The sequence below is a fragment of the Coprococcus sp. AF16-5 genome (assembly GCF_003479365.1).
Classification (GTDB): domain Bacteria; phylum Bacillota; class Clostridia; order Lachnospirales; family Lachnospiraceae; genus Coprococcus; species Coprococcus aceti.
On sequence record NZ_QUGZ01000001.1, the window covers coordinates 898,385 to 924,607 of the forward strand.

24 protein-coding genes are annotated in these 26,223 nt (G+C 44.6%); 9 read left to right on the plus strand and 15 right to left on the minus strand.

What is annotated here, in order from left to right; genetic code table 11:
* Positions 1-59: 59 nt before the first annotated feature.
* The 4 genes from DWW70_RS03965 to DWW70_RS03980 are packed head-to-tail and all read left to right on the plus strand — an operon-like array spanning position 60 to position 3,068.
* Entirely contained in the window at positions 60-635 is a 576-nt protein-coding gene (locus tag DWW70_RS03965) for a 2-oxoacid:acceptor oxidoreductase family protein (protein WP_118649254.1), read from the plus strand.
* Positions 635-937, plus strand: a complete 303-nt coding sequence (locus DWW70_RS03970; protein ID WP_004848700.1) for a 4Fe-4S binding protein — start codon at positions 635-637, stop codon at positions 935-937. The genes DWW70_RS03965 and DWW70_RS03970 overlap by 1 nt, the downstream gene beginning before the upstream one ends.
* Positions 938-2,119 (plus strand): pyruvate ferredoxin oxidoreductase, alpha subunit, encoded by a 1,182-nt coding sequence (porA, locus tag DWW70_RS03975; RefSeq protein ID WP_015533185.1) that lies wholly within the window; start codon positions 938-940, stop codon positions 2,117-2,119.
* Between the two features lie 13 nt (positions 2,120-2,132).
* Positions 2,133-3,068, plus strand: a complete 936-nt coding sequence (locus tag DWW70_RS03980) for a thiamine pyrophosphate-dependent enzyme (protein WP_004848697.1) — start codon at positions 2,133-2,135, stop codon at positions 3,066-3,068.
* Between the two features lie 418 nt (positions 3,069-3,486).
* Here the strand turns inward: DWW70_RS03980 and DWW70_RS03985 are convergent, their stop codons facing one another.
* The 3 genes from DWW70_RS03985 to DWW70_RS03995 all read right to left on the minus strand — a co-directional run bounded on the left by DWW70_RS03985 (position 3,487) and on the right by DWW70_RS03995 (position 6,310).
* A complete protein-coding gene (locus tag DWW70_RS03985) occupies positions 3,487-3,786 on the minus strand; it encodes a hypothetical protein (protein WP_117548649.1) in 300 nt (99 codons plus the stop codon).
* 98 nt (positions 3,787-3,884) lie between these two features.
* Positions 3,885-5,468 carry a sensor histidine kinase gene (locus DWW70_RS03990; protein ID WP_118649255.1) on the minus strand — a complete coding sequence of 528 codons (1,584 nt, stop codon included), beginning with the start codon at positions 5,466-5,468 and terminating at the stop codon, positions 3,885-3,887.
* A gap of 80 nt (positions 5,469-5,548) precedes the next feature.
* On the minus strand, positions 5,549-6,310 hold the full coding sequence (locus tag DWW70_RS03995; RefSeq protein WP_243017650.1) for a response regulator transcription factor: 762 nt from the start codon (positions 6,308-6,310) through the stop codon (positions 5,549-5,551).
* Positions 6,311-6,432: 122 nt separating this feature from the next.
* Here DWW70_RS03995 and DWW70_RS04000 point away from each other — a divergent pair, with 122 nt between their 5' ends.
* Both DWW70_RS04000 and DWW70_RS04005 read left to right on the plus strand, forming a co-directional pair.
* Positions 6,433-7,344: an AraC family transcriptional regulator gene (locus DWW70_RS04000; protein WP_158564572.1), complete on the plus strand. Its 912-nt coding sequence runs from the start codon at positions 6,433-6,435 to the stop codon at positions 7,342-7,344.
* A gap of 98 nt (positions 7,345-7,442) precedes the next feature.
* Positions 7,443-8,495, plus strand: coding sequence for an alpha/beta hydrolase (locus tag DWW70_RS04005; RefSeq protein ID WP_117874676.1), 1,053 nt, complete (start codon positions 7,443-7,445; stop codon positions 8,493-8,495).
* Here DWW70_RS04005 and DWW70_RS04010 read toward each other — a convergent pair whose 3' ends face one another.
* From DWW70_RS04010 to DWW70_RS04030, 5 genes are all read right to left on the minus strand, one after another.
* Entirely contained in the window at positions 8,496-10,346 is a 1,851-nt protein-coding gene (locus DWW70_RS04010) for an alpha-amylase family protein (protein WP_117548645.1), read from the minus strand. It lies immediately after the preceding gene.
* Positions 10,347-10,460: 114 nt separating this feature from the next.
* Positions 10,461-11,426 (minus strand): PfkB family carbohydrate kinase, encoded by a 966-nt coding sequence (locus tag DWW70_RS04015; RefSeq protein ID WP_055143962.1) that lies wholly within the window; start codon positions 11,424-11,426, stop codon positions 10,461-10,463.
* Positions 11,427-11,815: 389 nt separating this feature from the next.
* Entirely contained in the window at positions 11,816-12,016 is a 201-nt protein-coding gene (locus tag DWW70_RS04020) for a cold-shock protein (protein WP_015533189.1), read from the minus strand.
* A gap of 150 nt (positions 12,017-12,166) precedes the next feature.
* Positions 12,167-14,719 carry a 1,4-alpha-glucan branching protein GlgB gene (glgB, locus tag DWW70_RS04025; protein ID WP_118649256.1) on the minus strand — a complete coding sequence of 851 codons (2,553 nt, stop codon included), beginning with the start codon at positions 14,717-14,719 and terminating at the stop codon, positions 12,167-12,169.
* A gap of 24 nt (positions 14,720-14,743) precedes the next feature.
* A complete protein-coding gene (locus DWW70_RS04030; RefSeq protein ID WP_118649257.1) occupies positions 14,744-15,424 on the minus strand; it encodes a hypothetical protein in 681 nt (226 codons plus the stop codon).
* A gap of 297 nt (positions 15,425-15,721) precedes the next feature.
* Here DWW70_RS04030 and rpsT point away from each other — a divergent pair, with 297 nt between their 5' ends.
* On the plus strand, positions 15,722-15,985 hold the full coding sequence (gene rpsT, locus DWW70_RS04035; protein WP_055143958.1) for a 30S ribosomal protein S20: 264 nt from the start codon (positions 15,722-15,724) through the stop codon (positions 15,983-15,985).
* A gap of 153 nt (positions 15,986-16,138) precedes the next feature.
* On the opposite strand, the gene holA is transcribed toward rpsT, so the two are convergent.
* Positions 16,139-17,158: a DNA polymerase III subunit delta gene (holA, locus tag DWW70_RS04040; protein WP_015533192.1), complete on the minus strand. Its 1,020-nt coding sequence runs from the start codon at positions 17,156-17,158 to the stop codon at positions 16,139-16,141.
* Between the two features lie 263 nt (positions 17,159-17,421).
* Here holA and pdxS point away from each other — a divergent pair, with 263 nt between their 5' ends.
* The gene (gene pdxS / locus DWW70_RS04045) at positions 17,422-18,300 is read left to right on the plus strand and encodes a pyridoxal 5'-phosphate synthase lyase subunit PdxS (protein ID WP_004848658.1); all 879 of its coding nucleotides are present in this window, start codon (positions 17,422-17,424) and stop codon (positions 18,298-18,300) included.
* Between the two features lies 1 nt (position 18,301).
* Positions 18,302-18,865: a pyridoxal 5'-phosphate synthase glutaminase subunit PdxT gene (gene pdxT, locus DWW70_RS04050; protein WP_055143955.1), complete on the plus strand. Its 564-nt coding sequence runs from the start codon at positions 18,302-18,304 to the stop codon at positions 18,863-18,865.
* Between the two features lie 90 nt (positions 18,866-18,955).
* Here pdxT and DWW70_RS04055 read toward each other — a convergent pair whose 3' ends face one another.
* The 6 genes from DWW70_RS04055 to DWW70_RS04080 all read right to left on the minus strand — a co-directional run bounded on the left by DWW70_RS04055 (position 18,956) and on the right by DWW70_RS04080 (position 26,221).
* Entirely contained in the window at positions 18,956-19,906 is a 951-nt protein-coding gene (locus DWW70_RS04055) for a YitT family protein (RefSeq protein ID WP_055279847.1), read from the minus strand.
* 81 nt (positions 19,907-19,987) lie between these two features.
* Positions 19,988-22,357, minus strand: a complete 2,370-nt coding sequence (locus tag DWW70_RS04060) for a DNA internalization-related competence protein ComEC/Rec2 (protein WP_158576507.1) — start codon at positions 22,355-22,357, stop codon at positions 19,988-19,990.
* A 108-nt stretch (positions 22,358-22,465) separates the two neighbouring features.
* Positions 22,466-23,401 carry a GerMN domain-containing protein gene (locus DWW70_RS04065; RefSeq protein ID WP_242992589.1) on the minus strand — a complete coding sequence of 312 codons (936 nt, stop codon included), beginning with the start codon at positions 23,399-23,401 and terminating at the stop codon, positions 22,466-22,468.
* 9 nt (positions 23,402-23,410) lie between these two features.
* Complete coding sequence (locus DWW70_RS04070; RefSeq protein ID WP_118649259.1) at positions 23,411-24,886, minus strand: sensor histidine kinase; 1,476 nt, start codon at positions 24,884-24,886, stop codon at positions 23,411-23,413.
* A 1-nt stretch (position 24,887) separates the two neighbouring features.
* Positions 24,888-25,574, minus strand: a complete 687-nt coding sequence (locus DWW70_RS04075) for a response regulator transcription factor (RefSeq protein WP_015533197.1) — start codon at positions 25,572-25,574, stop codon at positions 24,888-24,890.
* Between the two features lie 29 nt (positions 25,575-25,603).
* Positions 25,604-26,221 carry a ComEA family DNA-binding protein gene (locus tag DWW70_RS04080; protein WP_118649260.1) on the minus strand — a complete coding sequence of 206 codons (618 nt, stop codon included), beginning with the start codon at positions 26,219-26,221 and terminating at the stop codon, positions 25,604-25,606.
* Positions 26,222-26,223 lie beyond the last annotated feature (2 nt).

Here is a 26,223-nt window from a genome sequence, read left to right on the forward strand (position 1 = left end):
AGGATTATTTTTCCTAATAAACGGAACTTAATGAGAAATTTTTGACAGGAGATGTGAAAGTGAAAGATACTATCGAAATCAGATGGCACGGACGTGGTGGTCAGGGTGCCAAGACTGCTGCCCTGCTCCTCGCAGATGTGGCATTCAAAACAGGTAAATATGTTCAGGGATTCCCTGAGTATGGTCCAGAGAGAATGGGCGCACCTATCACTGCCTACAACAGGATCAGCAGTGAACCTATCAGAGTACATTCCAACATTTACGATCCACAGTATGTGGTTGTAGTTGACGAATCTCTGATCGAACCTGTACATGTGACTGCAGGTCTCGCCGAGGATGGCGCCATCATTATAAATACACCTAAGACTCCGGACGAGGTCCGTCCACTGCTCAAGGGTTACAAGGGCAGGGTATACACACTTGATGCCAAGGAGATCTCCATGAAGACTCTCGGCAAGAATTTTCCTAACTCTCCTATGCTTGCAGCCATCGTTGCTGTCAGCGGAATAATGGAGGAGGGACCTTTCCTCGAAGATATGAGACAGTCATATCAGCACAAATTTGCCAAGAAACCAGAGGTTATCGAGGGCAACATGGAAGCATTAAAGCTCGCCTTCAGGGAGGTAATGAAGTAATGAGAACAGATATAAGCAAGATACATGACAATAGCAAATGGACAGAGCTCACACCTGGAAACCACGTATACGGCGGTGGCACATCCAAGGCATTTAACACAGGTGAGTGGAGGACTTCAACACCTGTCCTAGACGAGAGCAAATGCGTACACTGTCTTCTGTGCGCACCTGTCTGTCCGGATTCATGCATTCCGGTCGTATCAGGCAAGCGTCTCGCATTTGACCTGGAGCACTGCAAGGGCTGCGGTATATGCGCATACCAGTGCAAATTCGGAGCAATCACTATGAAGGAGGGCAAATAAATGGCTATAAGAGAACGTCTTTCAGGAAATGAGGCTGTGGCACATGCTATAAAGCAGATCAATCCGGATGTTATGCCTGCATTTCCTATAACACCTTCAACTGAGATACCTCAGTTCGTTTCAACATTTATCTCCAATGGAGAGATCGATACAGAATTTATACCGGTAGAGAGTGAGCACAGTGCCATGAGTGCAGCGATCGGCGCAGAGGCTGCCGGCTGCCGTACACTCACAGCCACATCATCATGTGGTATGGCTCTCATGTGGGAGGAGCTCTATGTGGCAGCGTCCAATCGTCTTCCACTTGCCCTCGCACTTGTAAACAGAGCACTCTCCGGCCCTATCAACATCAACTGTGACCACTCAGACAGTATGGGCGCACGTGATACAGGCTGGCTTCAGATATACGCAGAGAACAACCAGGAGGCATATGACAACTTTGTTCAGGCATACAGAATATCTGAGCACAAGGATGTCAGACTTCCTATCATGATATGTCAGGATGGTTTCATCACAAGCCATGCCGTTGAAAACATCACCCTCATCGAGGATGATCTCGTAAAGAAGTTTGTAGGTGAATACACCCCTGAGCAGTATCTGTTAAATCCTGAGATGCCTATGGCTGTCGGTCCTTACGCCACATCTCCTTACTATATGGAGACTAAGATGGCTCAGAACACTGCCATGAAGAATGCAAAGCAGGTTATTCTTGACGTTGCAAAGGAATTCGAGGAGATGACAGGCCGTCACTACGGATTCTTTGAGGAGTACAGACTTGACGACGCTGACTACGCCATCGTTATGATCGGTTCTGCTGCCGGAACAACAAAGGAAGCTATAGATGAGCTGAGAAACGAAGGCAAGAAGGTCGGACTCTTGAAGATCAGAGTGTTCAGACCATTCCCTGGTGAGGAGATTGCAAAGGCTCTCGCCCACACCAAGGCTGTGGCAATCCTTGACAGATCGGAAGGATTCAGAGCAGGCGGCGGTCCTCTCTCAGCAGAGGTCAAGGAGCACCTGTATGACATTCAGGCAACCACAAAGGCTGTCAGCTACATCTACGGTCTCGGCGGACGTGACTACACTGTGGACAGCGCCAAGGGCGTATTTGCACAGCTTGAAGACATGATAGAGAACGGTGCTGAGATTCCTCAGTATCAGTACATAGGACTTAGACAGTAGGAGGTAAGATGAAATGGCATATAATTTTAAAGAAGTAATGAACAAGCCTGAGCGTCTTGCTCCAGGTCATAGAATGTGTGCAGGCTGCGGTGGTACTATCACTGTCAGAACTGTACTCCGCGCCCTTCACGAGGGCGACAAGGCGGTCATCGGTAACGCCACAGGATGTCTTGAGGTTTCAACCTTCATGTATCCTTACACAGCTTACGAGGACAGCTACATACACAACGCATTTGAGAACGCAGGCGCAACCCTCTCAGGTGTTGAGACAGCCTACAACGTTCTGAAGAAAAAAGGCAAGATAGATGACACTTACAAATTCATCACATTCGGCGGTGATGGCGGAACTTATGACATCGGACTTCAGTCACTGTCAGGTGCCATGGAGCGTGGACATGACATGGTATATGTGTGCTATGACAACGGAGCATACATGAACACCGGTATCCAGCGTTCATCAGCTACTCCTATGTATGCTGACACCACAACCACACCAGTAGGCTCACAGTCAAATGGTAAGATGCAGAACAGAAAGGATCTCGCACAGGTCATGGCTGCCCACGACATCCCATATGTTGGACAGTCTACTCTTCTCGGCAACATGCGTGATCTCTATGAGAAGGCTGAGAAGGCCATATACACACCTGGCGCAGCTTTCCTCAACGTCATGTCACCATGTCCTAGAGGATGGAGATACCCTACAGAGAAGATCATGGACATCTGCAAGCTGGCAGTCGAGACATGTTACTGGCCTCTGTTCGAGGTTATCGAGGGCAAATGGATCCTCTCCTACTCTCCTAAGAAGAAGCTTCCTATCGAGGACTTCCTGAGAACGCAGGGCAGATTCAAGCACCTGTTCAAGCCTGAGAACGAGCACCTTCTCGTTCAGTATCAGCAGGAGGTTGACCGCCGTTGGGAGGATCTGCTGTATAGATGTTCTAAGAATTAAATATTAACAAACGGACGAAAGAAATCCAGTCCAGTATATATACGATCACGTTTGTCTTCCTTCGTTTCCGCTTGCTTCTATCTGCATGCGGCTACGCACGCGATAAGGGCGTTGCGTGCTTCGCCTTAGCAAGAAGCGCTGAAACTCAGTCGACTACACTACCGATCGTAATATATACTGGACTGGATTTCTTTCTGTTCTTGAATATATTGTAATTCTTAGAACATCAAATCTTATCTTTTAATTTAGTTCTTAACTGCTGATTGTTGCATATTGTAATATACGGATTTTCTAGTTGTTTTGTATTCTTTACATGCAAGTGTATAATCACACAATAATGGCATCGCATACTTCATAGCAAGAAATGGTAACTCTCAGTCAATGGCACTATCGTGCTATTTTACACCAAAGAAAAATATCAGTTAAATGGAACCTCATAGAAATCATTGAAAGTGTATTGCGCATCTTCGCCTGCATTTTTCCAGAACAGCAGGCTTTCTACCTGACTTACATCCAACATGCGGTCTGTGGTGAACAGAAGTTCGTATTCTCCGGCTGTGTTTGTATTTTCGTCTCCCGATTCGACGATATCTGTAAGCATTGTTCCATCCTTCAGTTTCACACTGGAAAGGACTGCATATTTTTCATCTGAGGTCATGTTCTTTGCACCGCTTATATCGAGTACATAGTTCTGAACCAGTTCATCATCTCTGAACACTAGCTGTCCATTTTACGCCGGACAGCCTCCTCTTATCTATATAACTTCTGTCAAATATGTTATTATACATTTTATTATTCAATACACATTATCTGTGTCTATTTACTCCAGATGATCGTAACCACAAACTTTCCATCTTCCATGGCTATATCCCCGGTAAAACCTGACAGGTCAAGTATTTTCTTCACTATTGACAGCCCCAGACCATTTCCTGTATGTCCGGTCCTGGCGGAATTGCCTTTTTTCATAGGCTCCCATAACTCAGGGGGATCACAGTCTATCTCACCATCCATATCATTTGATATGACCAGTCTGCCCACACCAATATCAATATTTACAATGCTGTTGTCTGACGCATACTTTACCGTATTCATGATCAGATTATCCAGCATGATATCCATGAGTCTTGCATCGGCGCGTATCTCAGCATGACCGGCGATTTCGCACTCTATATTCCTGTTCTCCAGTTCACCTGTATACCTGTCTGTAACCTGTCTGGCAAGCGCCGCCATATCCACATTGTCATTCTTAATAGTCAGTGTGTTTTCCAGCCTGATGTATGAGAGCATACCGGTTATCATCTCATTGATATATGAAACATTATCCAGTATAGAGGCCGTGTAATGCCTTGATTCAGCATCATGAACTATCTGCTGCAGGTTCTCCGCATATCCTGATATGGCGGTAACCGGGCCTCTCACATCATGTGCTATAGCTGCAATGATATTTCTGCGGGTCTCATCCTCAATGATCTCTTTTTTCTTTTTCCTGTAGGATATCACCGCCGTTATCACATAGCACAGAAGAACTAATGGCGTCATATATATAATGATACGAAACAGCCCCATCTCAGATCTTGTAAATGGATCCTCGTACATTGCAGCTGCAACATAATAATCGTTTCCACCAACAGTCACAGTTCTGCCTCTGTAGTAATATCCTCTCCAGGATATGTCCTCTTCATAATCTGTATTGGTGTCCATCCCTTCCCTCTCAAATACATCATTCAGATATGCTCTTGAGCTCTCATACTGTTTTTCCATATTTACAAAATCCACATTATCCTTCCCCTGCGCAACAAAGTCATGGTATATCTCCGAAACCGATCTTATATCTTCATATACCTGATCTTCTGACTGAACTTTGACAGCTGTTATACCTTCATCCGTGGATATCCACTCATAGGTTACACCATTTTCAACAAATCTGTCTCCCGGCTGAAAATCATCATCCCCTGAGCCTGTATTTGAGCTGTTATCTTCATCCTCAAGCTCAGCGTCATCCTCATATGCAACATCTTCCGCAAACTCAGCATCATCCTCAAACCATGCATCCTGTCCTGACAGCTTAACTCCATCGTCATATCTGTAAACCTTTGATACAAAATAAGGTGTATTGCATTTGCTGAGTATCCCCTCTATATCTTCCTGTATTTCCTGATCACTCTCACCATCTTTTATCACTCTGTACATTCCATTGCACACTGTTCTCACATCATTGTCGAATCCTGATCTCTGGTTGTAATTGACTATAGTCAATAAACCAAGTGCGGCTATGATGATCAGCATAACCATAACTCCTGCAACCAGAAACCCGCGCCAAAGTTTTCGCCTCACTATACGCTTAAGCTCACGTCTTACTGCCGATGTATATTTCTTATTGTTATTCTTTTTATCAGTCATATCGTTTTTCTCCCTTTTTACATTCTAATCCAGGCTTTCTAATACAGATATTTTTATCACCATTTCTTGCCTGATATAAATTATATTTCTTTCACCTGATACCCCTTGCCTATCACAGTCTTTATCTGCTTTCCTGCACTGCCTATACCTGCCCGGAGCTTTCTTACATGATTATCCACGCATCTGTCGCTTCCCTCATAATCATAGCCCCAGATATCAACGAGCAGTCTTTCTCTTGTGATAACCTTTCCCTTATTCTCAAGAAGTATCTTCAGAAGAGCAAACTCCTTTGGTGCAAGATCGACCTCCACGCCATTTACCTTCGTCATATACCTTGACGGATTCATGCTTATCGCTCCACATACCAGCTCTCCATTGCTGTCAGCCCCCTTGGATCTCTTGATAAGCGCCTTGCACTTGGCATACAGAGTTGCAAGTGAAAATGGTTTCACTATGTAGTCATCACAGCCAAGATCATAGCCCAGCATAATATCCCGTTCGGAATCTCTGGCCGTCAGAAATAATATTGGAACCATACTGTTCCTGCGCATCTCACGACACACCGCAAAACCATCCATCCCTGGCAGCATGATATCAAGCAGCACAAGATCAAATGTATCCATCATGAAACTGTCCAATCCGTCATCACCATTATACGCCACCTCGACATACATCTGCCCTTCACTCTCTCTTACAAAATAGTCATGTATGACCTCACTTATGTGTATGTCATCCTCCACCAACAATATCTTGTTCAGAGCGTACATTTCCATTCTTGAAGTCTCCGAATTTTTTTCTGCATATGCGGCATTTATTGACACCTCCATGTCATTTCTCTCCACATCATCACCTCCTTGACCTGCATATTAACAAACCGATATGACTTTCATATGTCCATTATAACAATTTACTACAAATATGTGCTATAGTGATATACATACATTACATGGAGGTAGAAAACCATTTGAATTGGACCGAAGGACTTATTAACGCAATTGATTATATTGAGACTCACCTTATTGACGGTGAAGTATTGGACCAAAATACAATAGCCAGGCAGGCTTACTCCTCTCCCGACAACTTCAGAAAAGTATTTCATCTAATCACGGGATATACTATAGGGGAATATATCAGAAACCGCCGGCTTTCCCTGGCTGGAGAAGAACTCATTTCATCCAACCGCACGGTGACTGATATTGCACTTGAATACGGATATGACACACCCGAAAGCTTCACGAAGGCTTTCACACGCTTTCATGGAAACTCTCCAACTTATGTTCGAAATAACAAGTCCGGTCTCCATAATTTCACCCGGATTGTATTAAGGGTCACAGCAGATGGGGGATCTATGCTCAACTACAGAATCGTTAAGATCAACAACATGTGTATTGCCGGTTATTCCAGGGTTTTCACAAGCCTCGATACCGCGAAAAATAATGTTCTGATTCCAAAATTTACAAGAGAATGCTGCAGTCACAGCTGGGATAAACTAATGGAAATTAAATCCACTGATGAAAAACCAAATAACTGCTTATTCGGTTACAGATCAAATGATTTTATAAATATTGATAAGTTCAATAATGAAATTTCATGCTTTAATTACACATTTGGACGAATGATCACAAAACAAGAAATTTCCGGATTAAATATATCCGATTATTCGATAACAAGCATTCCTGACGGCGAATGGATCTGTTTTGACTGTTCAGATACTACTCCTGCCGGGCAGCAGTCACTTTGGTATAAAATTTACACAGAATTTCTACCGTTTTCTCATTATAACATAGTGCCTGACATAACCTTAGAGTGTAGCAATGTATCATTAAAAAAGGAACAAAATTACCTTCTCCTGCAAATCCGCCCCGACAAAGTTTAACCATTGCTGACAGGTCATAATGCAACTCCTGTGATATTGTTTTTATAGTATTTCTCACTTATATGATAATTACTAAATACAATCAAAGGAGGCCTTTTATGAAAAAGGAATTAACAATTTTGACCACATTCAGCATAGCTATTATATTAGTTGTCACCGGGTGTCAGCACTCGTCAGCATCTAAGAATGACTCTACTGTCACCCAATCGGTCACCAGCTATTCTTCATCCGAAGATACGTCAATCAAAAAAGCAACAACAAGTGAAACCTCAGTCAAAGAAATCACAACTGAGGAGCTTACTACAGAAGCGCCAACTCCAACAGGTTTACTTCCAGAGGAACGTGCCAGCATAACCATGGGAAAACTCTCTCCCGAGCACATGTATTATAACGAGGTGACAACTCTTGATCCCGCCTGTGCAGACTATATCAACGAATTATCCATTTATGATGCTGAGATAGATGACACTTTTGTTGTCCATATATCTCTTCCACCTGATTATAACGAAGCAAGCTCATATCCAATGGTTGTTATGACCGATGGAGTCTGGAGACTCAGTGATCACCCTGAACTCAGACCTCTTATGACATCTGGCCAGATACAGGACGTTATCCTTGTCAGCATAGGATATCCAAACACTTACAATTATGATGTCATCAGAAAAAGAGATCTCCAGACTAACCCTGATTCATTCCTGCATTTTATTGTAGATAACCTGATTCCTTACCTGGAAGAAATATACTCTGTAAACCCTGAAAATATGACTCTCACAGGACATTCCCTAGGTGGATACTGGGCTTACTACGCTCTGTTCCATAATGACACTATAGGAAAAAATACATTTGCAAATTATTATATTGGCAGTCCTTCCATGTGGGCAAATACTGACGGCAAATTCATGTCTACGTACGAAGAAGAATATTACAATAGAACACAGACTCTAAATGCTAATGTCTATGTAACCGTAGGTGCAGATGAGGATAAAAACTTCATATCTTCTATCGAGGATTTCTACAATGATTTACAAGAGAGAAATTATTCTGGCTTAAACCTAACCTACGAAAAAATAGAAGGCTATGACCATAACACAGTCTTTAAGCCTTCTATCAAAAATACTCTCCTTATGTTCTATAAAAAAGATTCCGAATAACTATCTGTAGAACCACCAGCATCCATATCTAGGCATGACTGCTCCAAGCTCGCGGAGTGTCTTGCCTGATATGAGATCGGTATATATGTCAGCCTGATCCTCAGGCATAGTCCAGATGAGCTGATCCATGTTGCTGAAGTTGAAAAATGCCCTCAGCTCATGTCCTGCATATTCCCTCACTATTCCGAGGACGCTTGCACATCCTGTCTCTATGGTGTAGACATTTGCATTACATGAAAATACATCATGCGATGCTCTTATATCCTCCATGTGGCGCAGCGCGTCAAATATCTTCATGGCTACAGGATCTTTATTTTCAACCTTGTCCCATGGGAAGTTTCCTCTGTGCAGATATCTGCTGTCCGCACATTTGTCCGGATCATTCTTATAAGTATAATCGTTTGTCTGTCCTATCTCATCACCGCTGTACAGAACCGGGATTCCGCTCTGTGCCAGCAGGTATCCATGAAGCATGAGATCACAGGCAATGGCCTGTTCGATCTTGTCTGCATTTGCCTCGTACTGGCCGGCCTCAAGGCCTGACAGGGATGCTGTTGTTCCACACAGACGGGCATCTCCGAGTCTAGGATCATCGTTATAGAGCTCACCTCTGGAATCACTGTTGTATCCCTTTCCTGTGAAATAGTCATTCAGGAACTTCTTGTGTGCCACCTCATCTATGCCGAACTGTGCCAGCCAGTCATAGTCAAGTCCCCAGCCAATATCATCGTGGCATCTGAGGTAATTCAGGAACACATAATCCTTTGGAAGTGCACACACCTGATCCATCTGGCGCTTTAAGAGTCCCACATTCTTCGTGGCTATCGTATTCCACGTGGATGCCATGGTTGTCACGTTGTAGAGCATATGGCACTCTGGCTTGTCAACTGTTCCAAAGTATGGAACTACCTTGGAAGGCTCCATAACGACCTCTCCGAGAAGAAGGACTCCCGGACATACTATCTCACTGATTATCCTCATCATACGGACAAGAGTGTGAACCTGTGGAAGGTTACGGCAGTTTGTGCCTATCTGCTTCCATATATACGGAACAGCGTCGAGTCTGATGACATCTATACCTCGGTTTGCCATATAGAGCATGTTGCCGACCATGTCGTTGAACACCATAGGATTTGCATAGTTCAGATCCCACTGGTATGGGTAAAATGTAGTCATGACCACCTGATTGCAGTCATTTATCCATGTGAAGTTACCAGGCGCCGTAGTTGGGAATACCTCAGGCACAGTCTCCTCATATATGTTAGGAACGAACCAATCATCATAGAAGAAATATCTGGATCTTGCAACAGGATCTCCATTTCTCGCTGCCCTTGCCCACTCATGATCCTCACTTGTATGGTTCATTACGAAATCCAGACAGCAGCTTATACCCTGTCTGTGACACTCTGCAGTGAGGTCCTCCAGATCCTCCATGGTTCCAAGCTCAGGCTTTACCTTTCTGAAATCCGCAACAGCATATCCGCCGTCATCTCTGCCCTTAGGGCTTTCCAGCAGCGGCATAAAATGAAGATAATTCACACCACATGACTTCACATATGGAAGCTTTTCTTTTACACCCTTCAGCGTTCCCGCGAATGCATTTGTGTACATCATCATACCTAACAGATCATTCTGCTTATACCAGTCCGGATTCTTGACACGGCTTCTGTCCAGCTTCTTGAGATCAGCATTTCTCTCCTGATAATAACCATACAGAGAATCGCACAGCCAGTCAAATGCCTCCATATTGTTGTTATAGAGCTCGCAGTAGAGCCACTTGAGCTCGTCATATCTCTCATCAAATCTCTTTGTATATTCTGCAGTCTTTTTCACTGTCTTTGAACCTGCCATTTATCTTCTCCTTTTCTGACTATAGTCAATTAACTTATCATTCTCATTTTATTTACATAATCTGTATCATTACCGTACACAACCTGTTTTAATCTGTTGCCGTATTTTTATCTATTACTGTCTCTCGGCAATGAGCTTCTCAACCTCGGATCTCTCCGGCATAACCTTGAGTGCTCCCTTGCGTGTTGTGATGATCGATGCAGCAGCATTTGCGAATACAAGCATCTCTGTAAGCTTATCAGTGTCAAGATCTTCAAGTCCATTATCAAGTACATAATTCAGCACGCATGCACAGAAAGTGTCCCCGGCGCCTGTGGTCTCTATAGTATTCTCCTGGATAAACGGCTTTGCCTCAGCGACTACATCCCCGTAGTATGCACGGCTTCCATCTCTTCCCATGGAGAGAAGTATCAAAGGTATATTGTATGTGTCCTGAAGTATCTTTATACCCTCGTCAAAATCCTCTCTTCCTGTGAACCACTGTATCTCATTATCTGATATCTTGAGCACATCACACTGTCTCATACCCCAGTCGATCTGATCATGGGCCTCGTCCAGAGTCTTCCACAGAGGCTCCCTGAGATTCGGGTCAAATGTGACGATGCATCCAGCCTCCTTTGCAGCAGCCACAGCCTTCTGTGTTGCAGAACGTGACACCTCGTACGTCAGTGAGAGTGATCCGAAATGGAACAGCCTGGCATCCTTTATGATACTCTCATCCACCTCATCTGCGCTTAACATAATATCCGCCCCCGGATTCCTGTAAAATGAAAAGTCTCTGTCTCCGTCCTCGTATGTATGCACAAATGCAAGTGTTGTGTGTACATCCCTGTCAAACTTCAGATTGTCAGTGTTGATCCCGGCATCAGCCACAACACCGGCAAGCATTTTTCCAAGGAAATCATCCCCTACTTTTCCAACAAATGCAGTCTTCTTGCCAAGCTTCTGCAGCATAGCGAGAACATTGCATGGTGCTCCGCCTGGATTGGCCTCCATCATCATATTGCCCTGGCCGCTGAGCCCGTTCTGTGTAAAGTCTATGAGCAGTTCTCCAAGTGCCACAACATCAAATCTCTTCATGGTACATATCCCCCTTATAATCTAAAATAAATACGTGCCTGTTTATTTAACTGTTTATCAACAACAGCAAATGTATGAAACATGTTTCACCATATATGTGTATTCTACATTTTATCATCGCCAACCGTCAAGATGATTTTTAAAGATGTGTTGTTTTTATTATAGCAGACATACAATTTTAGCATATGGCGACATCTATAATATTCTTGTATTTATGTAACACGAGGCCTTGTAGATATTCATCTCAGTTCTACGCAATAGCATGCTCCGGTTCGTTGCTCATAAAAAACATCCCCTGATCATCTGTAATCATAACCCGGGGATGTTCTCCTAATTCAACATGTATTCGCTTTAAATATATGGCTGTTTTGACATATACCGCATTGTATTTACAGTTTTGTCACATTTGCCGCCTGTGGACCCTTTTCACCGTCCACAACCTCATACTCTACTGTATCTCCCTCTTCAAGAACCTTGAAGCCCTCCATATTCAGTGCTGAGAAATGTACAAATACATCTGCTCCATCCTCATCACATATAAAGCCGTAGCCTTTCTTTGCATTAAACCATTTTACTTTTCCTGTCTTCATACTGCTTCCTCCTTAAAAACTACCTGGATTCTTATGATCTGGCTGGTCGTCACCCGCCTGATGTACAAAAAAGGGGCACAGAACGATATCGTTCTGTGCCCCTTTGCACTTACACTGACATTATATGACCTGTTGTCTCATATTGCAAGTTTATTTTTTGCGTGCTTTTATATCTTTCTTGATGTCATCAGCAACAGACACCACTGACTTTTCTATATCTGCTATATCATCCTTTACCTCTTCTGAGATCTCAGATGCCTCCTTTTTCAACTCAGCAGTCTTCTTCTCGGCTTCCTTTTTCAGCTCATCTGCCTTCTTCTCCGCCTCTTTCTTCAGCTCAGCCGCTTTCTTCTCGGCATCCTTCTTTATCTCCTCAGCCTTCTTCTGTGCCGCTGCAGCCTTTCTCTTTGCTGCGTCCACACGCTTCTTTGCAGCAGCCTTGGCCTCAGCTTCCTTCTTCTCAAGCTCAGGTGTCATATCCGTGTAATCGTACTCAAACACAACTGTTGAGAGTGGCGGAACCGTGATGTCTATACTGTAAGGAGTTCTGGCATTCTTCTTGTCCACTGCCTTGACCGGCTTGCCGTTGAGTCTGCCCTTTCCGCCAAACTGTACATCATCTGAGTTGAGTATCTCCTTGTATGTCGTGTAGCACGGAACCGGTATACTGTAATTATCTCTCTCAACCGGAGTGAAGTTACATACGAAAAGCAGCTGCTTCTTCGGAGTTGAGCCTCGTCTTACAAATGAAAGTATGCTCATGTCTGGGTGATCGCAATCTGTCCACTCAAATCCCATTGGATCTGTGTCATTCGCATACATCGCATCATTGGTATTGTAAAGCTTATTGAGCGCTTTGACATACCTCTCCATGCCCTGATTGAGCGGATTGTCTAAGACGAACCAGTCAAGGCTTCTCGCCTCACTCCACTCTCTAGGCTGTGCAAATTCCTGCCCCATAAAGAGCAGCTTCTTGCCCGGATGTCCATACATGAATCCGTACGCAGTTCTGAGATTTGCGAATTTGTCCTCCTCGCTGCCAGGCATCTTTTCTATCATTGAACGCTTGAGATGAACTACCTCGTCATGGGATATGACGAGAACATAGTTCTCAGCATACGCATACGAAAGACTGAAAGTCAGCATGTTCTGGTTGTTCTGTCTGAAATATGGATCCATCTGCATATACTCAAGGAAGTCATTCATCCATCCCATATTCCACTTGAACAGGAAACCAAGTCCGTCCATGGATGCCGGAGCAGTTACACCTGCCCACGCTGTTGACTCCTCTGCTATTAGATATGCCCCCGGATTTCTCTCCTCCATGATGCTGTTTATATTCTGCATAAGTGCTATTGCCTCAAGGTTCTCGTTTCCACCATGTTCATTTGGCAGCCACTGTCCATCCTGCTTGCCATAGTCGAGATACAACATGGATGCCACAGCATCCACGCGGAGTCCGTCTATATGGAACTTCTCGACCCAGAACAGAGCATTTGCCGTGAGGAAGTTTGCCACCTCATTGCGGCCATAGTCAAATATATATGTGCCCCAGTCAGGATGCTCTCCTCTTCTTGGATCCGGATGCTCATAGAGAGGCATCCCATCAAAACGTCCAAGTCCGTGCGCATCCCTAGGAAAGTGTGCTGGCACCCAGTCTAGGATAACACTGATTCCCTTGCTGTGCATATAATCAACGAAATACATAAAATCTACTGCATCACCATATCTGCTGGTCGGTGCATAATAATTGGTAACCTGGTAGCCCCATGAGCCGTCAAATGGATACTCTGATATACCCATGAGCTCTACGTGCGTATATCCCATCTCATTGAGATAGTCTGCCACCATAGGAGCGAGCTCCCTGTATGTGTAGAAGCCTGCATCGTCATCCTCAACCTTCTTGTGCCATGAGCCGAGATGCATCTCGTATATGGACATAGGCATGCGCATTCTGTCAGTACGGCTGATCTTGCTTCTATCCTTCATCCATGATGTATCCTTCCACTTATAGCTGCTTATGTCTGCAACCACTGAGGCATTTTCCGGTCTCATCTGACACTGGTTGCCATATGGATCAGCTTTGTACAGTATCTCACCATATCTGGTCATGATCTGATACTTGTACACAGCACCTGGCTCCACGCCCGGCAGGAACAGTTCGTATATTCCCTCATTTGCCGTGATCTGCATAGGATTTACATTACCATCCCAGAGATTGAAATCACCGACTACACTGACACGTCTTGCATGAGGAGCCCACACTGCAAAGTAGGTTCCACGTACACCGTCTATAGTCATAGGGTGTGCGCCAAGCTTCTCATATATATTGTAATGTCTACCCTCCGCAAAAAGGTATGTGTCAAAATTCGTGATAAGCGATTCAAATGAATATGGATCTGCACTGTTTATAATGGTGCCATCCTCATATGTGGTGACAACATTGTACTTGTTGCCATCGTACTCCTTCTTATCAAAATAAATGGCGAACAGTCCTTCATTTGTCATCTGTTCCATGGTGTGTATCTTCTTGCCTGTGCGCGATGTAACCTCTACCCTGATCGCCCCCGGCTTGTACACAACGATTATCTGACCTTCACCATAATCATGGATTCCCAGCAAATGCTTTGGCGCATTGATCTTGCTGGCAATGAGCTCATCATAGAGCACCCAGTTTATCCACTCCTCGATTCTTTTTCTCATAACTACCTCCCATTATGTAACCTTCTATCTGAATTTGTGTGGACGTGATTTCTTATAGCTTATAACCCTGACTATGATAGTAACCACAAGTCCAACAAATATCGTTCCAACATACACCCAAAGAACCTTCGTTCCCGTACCGGCCGGTATTATATCCGGCAGGACATCGTGTCCCGGAAAAAGCTCCGCATAGCTTTCTCCAAACACCATTCTTCTTATGCCATACATGATTCCGCTGCCGGATACCGCCATGGCTATAAAGCTGATTATTCCTATTATAACGCCTGCAGCGCCGCCCCATACAACACACTCATACAGTCTCCTTCTCCTTATGACTACAAAGCATGCCACCAGAAGCACAATGGATATGAACACACCATTGCTTGCCTTGGATTTGATGTCTGCAAGCTGTTCAAGCCTCATCACATTCTCAGTGGACAGATATACGTTGCCAAACCTGTACTCCTGCTCGCTGTCCCCATCCAGGGCATCCAGCACGATACTGTATTCCACCCACGCATCAAATTCTGATAATTCCTCAGTCTGTCCGTTATTCATGACTGAACTTATCGTGCCGCTATTACTCGGCTTGTAGCTCTTCTCCGCAACCCTGAAAACGCTGAACGAACACATTATCGCCGTGGAGATGATCAGCAAGACCAGCGAAAGTGCCATTATCACCTGAAAAAATCTATATTTAAACATCTGTATATTTCTCTGCTTTTCCTGTATTATAATATGTATGGATCATTAAGACCCACTGCATATATGATACCATTTACCCCTTTTTATGTAAAGGAAAGTAACACGTTGTTTTACTTCATTTTTCTTAGGAAACAACATGAAAATAATCCGCGAAAATGCGCAATTTTTTGTTTTTTAGTCTTGACAACGAATTGCGTTTCATCTATTATATGTGAGTATGTTTACATTGAATTGTCCGTGTCCGGTTTTAATGTAAAACCTTATTATATTTAATTAGATTTTATGGAGGTAAGAATTTTGGCTAATATCAAATCTGCAAAGAAGAGAATCAATGTTATCGAGAAGAAGACACTTAGAAACAAGATGATCAGGTCTAAGGTTAAGACAGTTATCAAGAAGGTTGAGGCTGCTATCGCTGCTGGTGATAAGGCTGCTGCTCAGCAGGCACTTGTTGTTGCTACATCAGAGATCAACAAGGCTGCTTCAAAGGGCATCTACCACAAGAACAACGCTGCTCGTAAGGTATCACGTCTTGCAGTTGCAGTTAACAAGATGGCTTAAGCATCTGGCTGATAACTACATAACTTTGACACAAGGATTTGGATATATTAAACGGCTGCATATATTTGAACCAATCATAGTTATATAAAAAATAACCACTGTTTTCACAGTGGTTATTTTTTTGCCTCAATATCTAATATCATCACCAGTCTCCTACTGCATCTCACACAGCTCCACGATCATGACCTCCATCGCCGCGTTATCCATAACCTGTCCGGTCTTGAGCTTGTAGTCCATGTCCTGACAGTTCTCCACTATGTCTTTAAGCTGTGCCATGCTGTAGCCCCTGCACTGAGCCTTGTAATTCTTCACTGCCCACACCGGGCATCCTGCGATCTTCGCCAGGCTGGCGTCCTGCGCGCCATCTGATAATGCCATCTTTACCAGAAGGAGCTTGTTGAACTGTCTCATGATACATGCGTTTATCATGATCGCCGATTCCTTATTCTCAAGAAGATCGTGATACATACTGCAAGCCTTCTCCTTCTGCTTTGCAATGATGAAGTCTATCATCTGATACACCTTGCTCTCCGCATCCTGACTGCACAGAAGATCCACATCATGCTCGCTGACCTGCTTCGTGTCTCCGGCGTAGCTTATCATCTTGTCAACCTCATTCTTGATACAGTTCATATCCATGTTAGCAGCTTCGATTATCTTGTATATCGCCGTGTCTGTGGTGGCAACACCATCGGCACGGAACAGTGACTTCACCCACGTGACCATCATCTTCTCATCAGGGGTCGCAAAATCCAGAGCCTCTCCATTCTTGTCCACAGCCTTGAACAGCTTATACCTGGTGTCCACATCCATCTCTACAAATATGGCAACTGATGTATCCTCTATCTCCACCAGCTTCTTTGCAAAATCCTCGTTGCTGCTCTTGAACAGACCACTGTTCTCCACAAGGACAACTCTTCTGTCCGCAAAAAATGGCATCTCGTTGCAGAATGCAAGAAGCTCAGATGTATCGATCCCATTTCCGGCAAATTTCATAAAATTCAGATTATCGTCCTTATCAGTCAGAGCCGACAGCAGCTTATCTCTGTACTGGTTCACGAGATACCTCTCCTCCCCATACAGAAGATATATCTTGGCAAACTCCCCCGTCTTTATATGTTGGTTTATGACCGCCATCGCGTTCTTTTTTTCTTTTTTCTTTGTTGCAGCCATTACGTTTCTCCTTCATCAAGCTTATGTCTCACAATATGATTTTCAAAATACAGTACCAGTTTCTACCATAATTATATCTTATGTGGCAAATCTGACCTGTTTTTCTATGTATTTTGATAATATCAGAGGTTATCTGACCTGTTTTTATAATCACATATTGATTATTTCTATAATGTCACTTTGGTTTTATAATCACCTACAGATTGTGAGTTTATGTACACTCACTCCAATAAACACAAATCTAATTATAACGGAGGTTCAACATGGAGACAACAGAAAGATATAAGTTAAATAAGGAACTTGCCCAGATGCTTAAGGGCGGAGTTATCATGGACGTTACAACACCTGAGCAGGCTAAGATCGCTGAGGCTGCCGGCGCTTGTGCAGTTATGGCACTTGAGAGAATCCCAGCAGATATCAGAGCTGCAGGTGGTGTATCACGTATGAGTGACCCACAGATGATCAAGGGAATCCAGAACGCTGTATCAATCCCTGTTATGGCTAAGTGCCGTATCGGACATTTCGCAGAGGCTCAGATCCTTCAGGCCATCGAGATCGATTACATCGACGAGAGCGAGGTTCTCTCACCAGCAGATGACGTATACCATATCGACAAGAGACAGTTCAAGGTTCCTTTTGTATGTGGTGCCAAGGATCTCGGCGAGGCCCTCAGAAGAATCAACGAGGGTGCTTCAATGATCAGAACTAAGGGCGAGCCTGGTACAGGTGATATCGTTCAGGCCGTAAGACATATGAGAAAGATGAACAGCCAGATCGCTGAGATCGTCAGCATGAGAACAGATGAGCTGTATGAGGCAGCTAAGAAGCTTGAGGTTCCTTACGATCTCGTTCAGTACGTACATGAGAATCACCGTCTCCCAGTTGTAAACTTCGCAGCCGGCGGTGTTGCTACTCCTGCCGACGCAGCTCTCATGATGCAGCTCGGTGCTGAGGGTGTATTCGTAGGTTCAGGTATCTTCAAGTCAGGAGACCCTGCTAAGCGTGCTGCTGCCATCGTTCAGGCAACAACAAACTACAATGACGCTGATCTCGTTGCAAAGCTTTCAGAGGGACTTGGTGAAGCTATGGTTGGTATCAACGAGCAGGAGATCGCAATCCTCATGGCAGAAAGGGGTAAGTAATATGCAGGTTGGTGTATTGGCAGTACAGGGAGCTTTCGCAGAGCATGAGCATGTACTTTCCGAGCTCGGCGTATCATGCTTAGAACTTAGAAATGCCGGAGATCTGAACAAGCCTTATGACGCCCTGATCCTTCCTGGCGGTGAGAGCACAGTCCAAGGAAAGCTTCTCAGAGACAGCGACATGTTCGACACTATAAAGTCTCAGATCGAGGGCGGCATGCCGGTTCTTGCCACATGTGCAGGACTTATTCTTCTGGCACAGCACATCGAAGGTGATGACACTGTACACCTTGGCACTCTCCCTGTCACAGTAAAGAGAAATGCCTACGGAAGACAGCTTGGAAGCTTCCACACAGAGGCCGAGCTTAAAGGTATCGGTGAGGTTCCTATGACTTTCATCCGTGCACCTTATGTGGCTGAGGTTTCACCTGAGGTTGATGTCCTTGCAACAGTTGATGACAAGATCGTGGCGGTTAAGTACGGCAACCAGTTTGCCCTCTCCTTCCACCCTGAGCTTGACAGCGACTACAGGATCCACAAGGCATTTGTAGACAGTATCCAGTAATATATTGACTACAGTCTAAAACATATATCAATAAAGAAAAGCCTGTGACATATACAGCAGTTATCTGCCGGTATATGTCACAGGCTTTTTCTAATCTATTTTTCCGGTATGCTCCAGGCCATCAAAGTCCGTCATACTCTCATGCTCAGGAAGCTTTGTGTGCGGTTCTTCCTTCTCCTCTATCTTCTCAAGGATCTCCTTGTATTCATTATCCTTGATGTGGTTGCCGATGATCTCCGCCACATCCGTAACTGTGACAAATGCAGAAGAATCTATGGAATTGATGATGTTCTTCAGCTCACCGATCTCAAATCTCGTGATAACACAGTAGAGCACTGTCTTGTTGCCGCTTATCATTCCCTTGCCCTGCATGATGGTAACTGTTCTTCCAAGCTTCTTGTATATCTTGTCTGCCACCTCTCTGGCATCATCAGTTATGATCATGGCTGCCTTCGCCTGCTCAAGACCGGTCTCAACCATATCAAGCACCTTTGATGTTATAAAGTATGTAAGAAGACTGTACATCGCCCTGTCCAGACCAAAGAGCATTCCCGCAATAGAATATATGATCAGATTCATGCCCAGAACAACTCTTCCAACCGGCCAGTCTTTTTTCTTGTTCAGCATGATGGCCACGGTCTCCGTTCCATCCAAGCACCCGCCGAACTTGATGATGATACCAACTCCAAGTCCAAGTATCACACCGCCGAAGCACACCGCAAGTATGGTCTCTGAGGTTGCATTTTCAAGGGGTTTGAATATCTCCACAAATACTGAGAATACAGCCATGGAATAACCGGACTTCACCATGAACATCTTACCAAGCTGTCTTGAACCTATTATAAGAAACGGAACATTAAGAACGATCGTCAGAATACTCAGGGACACTTCTGTGAGATTATTGATCATGATACCTATACCGATGACGCCTCCGTCAAGTATGGTGTTCGGCACGAGAAATTCTTCGATAGCAAATGCAGCTATAACTGCGCCAAGTGTCAGCATTACAAATTCCAGCAGTAATTTTAGTTTTTTTGTCATACTCATCTTCCTTTCCACATCATAGTCGTTTCTTCCTTCCCCTGTTCTCCTTTCAGAATTCTTATTCTCATAACTCCCTGATCATCTGTATCCGGTTACCGAAATTCCACCATCCGTTATCTCTACACATATAGCTCCATGGTCTATGGTACTCATTACATCAGCTCCACAGGCATCCAAACGCTCCAGTGTCTCCCCGTGCGGATGACCATATCGGTTATTCTCCCCCGCCGATATGATCGCAAGATCCGGGTCGACTGCTCTCAGGAACTCCCCACTCGTAGAATATCTGCTGCCGTGATGTCCGACCTTCAACACATCAGCACTCAGATCACCGCCCTCCGAGATAAGCTCCCGTTCTCCATCTTCTCCCAGGTCTCCCGTAAATAAAACACTGTACCCTCGATACTCCAGACGGATAACCGCAGAAAGATCATTTGCATCTTTTATATCAGTTTTTTCGGACGGATGCAAGAAATTTAACCACACCTTAGCTGCATCCTTGCCACAGGACATTTGAGAACCGCCGTCCATATATATGATATTTACGCCTCTTTTCTCTGCCAGCTCAAGCAGTTCACCCATATTTTCAATATCACCATACATCGGAACCACAAGATTATCTATTCTGATACCGGAGTTCGTATCGCTTAGAAGATATTGGATACCGGACACATGATCCTTATCTCCGTGTGTCACAAATGCATAGTCTACATGAGCTGCACCATAAAACTTTAGAACAGGCACCATCACGTACTCACCAACCTTATTGCTACTCGACGAGCCCCCATCTATCAATATATTTACTCCCATGCCAGCCCTTATAAGTATGCCGTCTCCCTGACCAACATCCATAAATACAACTCTGAACTCCCGGTCAAATGAAGCTGCTTCGTAACACACGCAGCACAGGGTCATGATCACAGCAGCGCACAGACAGACCATCCGCCTCCTCACCCTGGCGCAGTCTGCGCTCTTTGCTCTTACAAGCAGGATCAACACTCCAACCATAGCCATATAAAATACTACGATCATCATAACCGACACATGGCCTGTATTTATACTGTAAAATGGAAGCTTCATCGCCCATTCGCAAAGCTGCCTGTATATTGCAAGTATCAGCTTCACAGGAAACGCTCCTATGCCCACCGCCATCTCATTGCCCTGTAGTATCCCGGGAAAAATAAGCATAGCCGCAATCACGACGATACTCACGAATATTATCACAGAAACCAATGGCACTATGAGCAGATTCAGAAAGATCGAATACAGCGGAAACTGGTAATAATAGAATATAACAAGCGGTCCGGTGGCAAGTGTTATCGCCAGATTCATTACAAGTGTGCTGACTACCTTATTCTTAGTTGGAATAAGCTTTTTCATAAGTGCTCCAGGCACCGCCATCCCCAGCACTGCGGCAAAAGACAACTGAAATCCGGCATCAAGGATGATACCCGGATCAATCAGCGCCTGTATGACTGACGCGGTTCCCGCGGATGTAAGCATATCAGGGCTTCGCCCCTTTACCTGACCGATCACAGATATCACCATCATTATCATGGCTCTTACAGTTGAACTCGCCATCCCTGTCATAACTCCGTAAAGTACGATCACAGATATAGCCATTATACCTGATGCCATATATGACCCTGTAAGCCTTCGCAGCACGCCGAATAATGTCATTCCTATTATTGCTATGTGCACACCGGATATCGCCAGAATATGAGCTATTCCATTCATCTGAAACAGCTTCTTCGTATCCCTGTCAATGCCGCTCTTATCCCCCAGTAGCATTGCCTTTATCACCGAGCCATCCGTCTCTCCAAACACACTGTCTGTGATCTCCCCGGACTTTATACGCAGCCTGAACAGAATGTCTCCTATACGGCTGTAGTCCTCTCCACACTCCAGAATGGAGATATCCTTTCCTACTATATATATTCCCTTGTGCGAATAATATTCCCGCGCATCGAATTCGCCCGGATTATCTGCAGAGTCCGGCCTTGACAGACTGCAGCTTAAGGTCAGCTTCATTCCGGTCTTCAGGCTTCCCACGTCTTCCATGTACAGCAATACCTTTGATCTTCCCCGGTATTCCACAGTTTCTTCTGAGTCGCCTCCGCCAAATGTTATCCATTCCGCATACACATATACCCGCCATTCATCGCCGGACTGCCTGATCTCGTACACCTTTCCTTCTATACCGCCCGGCTGCTGCCCATCGAGCTCTTCTGCGAGTCTCTCCTGCTTTGACATAGCACAGCCATTCATATAACCGGTCAACGAGATCATTCCAAATATCATCATACTCAGAACGCATCTGACGATCCTGTTCTTTCTGTCTTTATCACCATGAGCTTTGCCACTATAAAAAAACATGGCTGTACCGGCTTTGTCCATGTAAACCGACAATACCGGTGCAGCCAATATGATCAGACCAATTATAAGCACTGAACTGTCAGCCGCCTCTTTATACGCCTCTCCAAGCGCAAAGCATACTGCTATCCAGAATAATGGTCTCTTTATATTCGTATCCTCCTGTTTTGTTCAAACTTCTGTTTATCTCTCAAGCTTTGAATAATCAGCAGTAAATTTCCTGCTGAGATCGATGTTGTTCAATCTGTTATTTGTATTATCCACATTTATCTGTACCCTCTTGACATCTTCAAGCTCCATGAGGGAATCCACAACAGAATACACAAGTATCTCATCGTCCACACCTGCTGTTCCATCCGCAAAGCTCTCATTAAATGTTATCGTACACACACCGTCAGCATCATCCACAGTGACACTCTTAACCACAGTTTTCTCATTGAACGGTGCAACTGTTCCATCGTAACTCATTCTCAGTCCTGCAACCATCTGTTCCTCCAGTGATTCAGGAGCTGATCTGTCCAGATCTATGGTCTTCTGAACCAGCTTCTGTCCTGTGCTGTCCGGCATATATATGTTGTACTCTTCATGTGGATTCATGAAGTTGTCCATATCTGAAAATGAATCATTTGTGAGCTCCTCACGCACGATACTGTTCTCATTTGCAATGTCAGTGTATTCATACACAACCTTCTTCACCGATTCGATCTGTGTCAGAGTTCTCACAAATGCCGCCTTGCTTAGCACCATCTCATATGTGTCAGTGGCCTCCCAGTCAACGTTGAACATAAGATTGATAGTTGCCTGACCGTCATATGTATATCTCTGGTACGTAACGCCCTGAGGAACCGGGACCTGCTTATCCGTCATTTCCCCGCTGTCCATCAGCGCATTCATCACAGTATCGATAAGGTTCTCCGTCGTGACGAGCTGGTCACGGGTGACAACCTCCGGGGACAGATCAGTCCACGTTGAGTTTGCATAGTACAGAGTCAGATTTTCAGTTGAATCGTCCACAGTTTTTTTCTTTCTGCCACTCTTGCTGTCGCTTCCACATGCCACAAGGACCACCACCGTGACCATGACCATGGCAGTGAGCAAAATTCTTTTTTTCTTCGTCATATCTATCCTTTACTCCTGAGCCTGTAACGGAATCTTTACCGTGAATGTCGTTCCCTTTCCCGGCTCACTATATACATTTATAGTTCCTTTGTGCATGATAATAATATTCTTCGTGATGGCAAGTCCCAGACCGGTTCCACCTGTGTCTCGGCTTCTCGCCTTGTCTACTCTGTAGAATCTCTCAAAAATGTGATTTATACAGTCCTCCGGTATGCCGACACCGGAATCCGCAACCTTGATATAGAAATTCCTGTGGTCTGAATTGAGAGAAACCTTTATCCATCCGCCATCGATGTTATATTTTATTCCATTCTCTATCAGGTTAGAGATAGCCAGTGTAAATTTCACCTTGTCTATCTCAGCTTTTATATCGCCAAAGCTCTCAAATGAAAGCTGTATGCTCCTCTTCTCCGCCAACGGCTTAAGTCTCTTGAGTATGAGATCCATAAACTCGTTCATGTCCACAGGCTCTTTATTCAGGCTGTCCGGTCCCTTATCTGTTTTGACCAATGTGAGCAGATCACTTATGATCTCCGCCTCTCTGTCTATCTCCTGAACTATATCCTCCATGAATTCCCTGTACATCTCCGCCGGTACATCGCTCTGGGTGAGCAGCGACTCGGACAGAACCTTCATGGATGTTATCGGTGTCTTTAACTCATGTGAGACATTTGATACGAATTCCTGACGGGACTCCTCAAGAAGCTGTGCCTTGTTGAATATATCGTTTATATCCTTTGTCAGCTCCTGTGTCTCCCTGAACATACCGTCCACGCTCATCGGTTCAAGGCTGCCGCCTTTCATTCCCTCTATCTCGTTTCTGACATGGTTCACATCCCTGACTGATAACTTAGCCGCAAAATAAGCAGCTATCAATCCAAGTATCAACGATATCGCAAACAGATAAGTTGCATTTCTCTTCATATATATTGACAGGTTCTCGAGAGCATCGGTCTCAAGAGATATCAGTGCCACCGCATCTGTATAGCCCTCACTGTTGATCACTGGAACTATGCGTCTGTACACATTTTCCTCTGTCTCTGATATATACTTCTGCTGCCCCTTCATTACGCTGAACACGTTCTCATCCACCAGATATCTTCCAGTGTCTTTTCCATAGGAGTCCACCACGACCTTGTAATCAGTATCCACTATAACTATACGTGCAGAGAGAGAATAAGCCATGGTCTTTATCTCGTCCACGGCTCTCCCTATATCATCCTCCGCCTTGTGTTCATTCACTATATGAGCAATGTATTCTGCACACTCCTGTGCGTGTCTGTCAAGATTTCTCTCACTCTTCGAATTCACAGTGCCCGCCAGTATCCACAGTGCTGCATAAGCGATCACTGCCACACTCACTGCCACAATGAGCGATATGATCGTTCTCTGCCCCACTCTGATACTGACCCTTGATCTCTCCTGGGCGGTATTCTTCTCTTCAATTTTTTCTGTTTCAACTGTTGCACGTTTCCTTTTTTTCATATCAGCCCTTGAAGAAATATCCTACTCCCCATTTTGTATGAATGTATACCGGCTCACCCGGATTAGCTTCTATCTTCTCACGAAGTCTTCTAACATGCACATCAACTGTTCTCGCATCTCCCGGGTAGGAATCTCCCCAGATCGTATTCAGGAGTTCATTTCTTGAATATACCTTGTTTGGATGCGCCATGAGCAGTTCAAGAAGGTCAAACTCCTTGGCTGTCAGATTAAGCTCCTTACCACCGACAAATACACGTCTGCTGTCAAGCTCAACCTTCATTCCGTTGATCTCCATTACATTTGACGGTTTTGCAGGTGCCTGCTTGCGGTTGCTTCTTCTAAGTATAGCCTTGATCCTGGCCTTCACCTCAAGAATATTAAATGGCTTTGTTATATAGTCATCTGCACCATACTCAAGTCCCATGATCTTATCCATATCCTCCCCCTTTGCAGTGAGCATGATAATTGGGACATTTGAAAATTCCCTGACCATCTGACACACCTCTATTCCGGTATATACAGGTATCATTATATCCAGAAGCACTATATCATAATCGTTGGCCTTTATCTTCTCTATAGCCTCGCCACCATCATAGGCTGTATCCACTTCCATATCATCCTGTTCCAGGCTGAACTTCAAGCCCTTAACAATCAACTTCTCATCATCCACAACAAGAACTTTCTTCATCTTAACATCCTTTCTACCCCGAGACTCATTTACTCTGTCGATATATATGTCTCCAGTTTCTCATATATACTGTCTCCTATGCCGCTGACATTCTTAAGGTCTTCTTTACAGGCAAATGCTCCATTCTTTCGTCTGTACTCGACAATCTGTGAGGCCTTCGTCTCGCCTATTCCCGGTAACGTCATAAGCTCCGCAGCATCTGCACTGTTGATGTTGACCAGTCTCTGTTCCGACGCATCTGTCCCACCTTCGCTCTCTTCCGGGAGCTGTTCACCTCCGACAGGGAAGTACAGCTTCTGACCATCCTCAAGCACATCTGCAAGATTCACCGCAACGGTATCTGCGTCATCGGAGAATCCTCCCGCCGCCTCAAGGCCATCATTCGCCCTGGATCCGGCTTCGAGCTCATATACACCCTCATTCTTCACTGCTCCGCATACAAAAACTGTTATGTATTCTGGAATTTCTGAATGTATCGTTACGCTCTCGTCTGCTCCGGCTTCTTCCGCGCCTTGCTGCGAAGCTTTCTCCGTAACATTCTCTTCTGAATTACCGGATATAGTCACCTGTTCTTCTCCACAGCCGGAACACAATAATGTCATCGTCAGCACGCATAAATATGCTAAATTTTTAATTATTTTCTTCATCG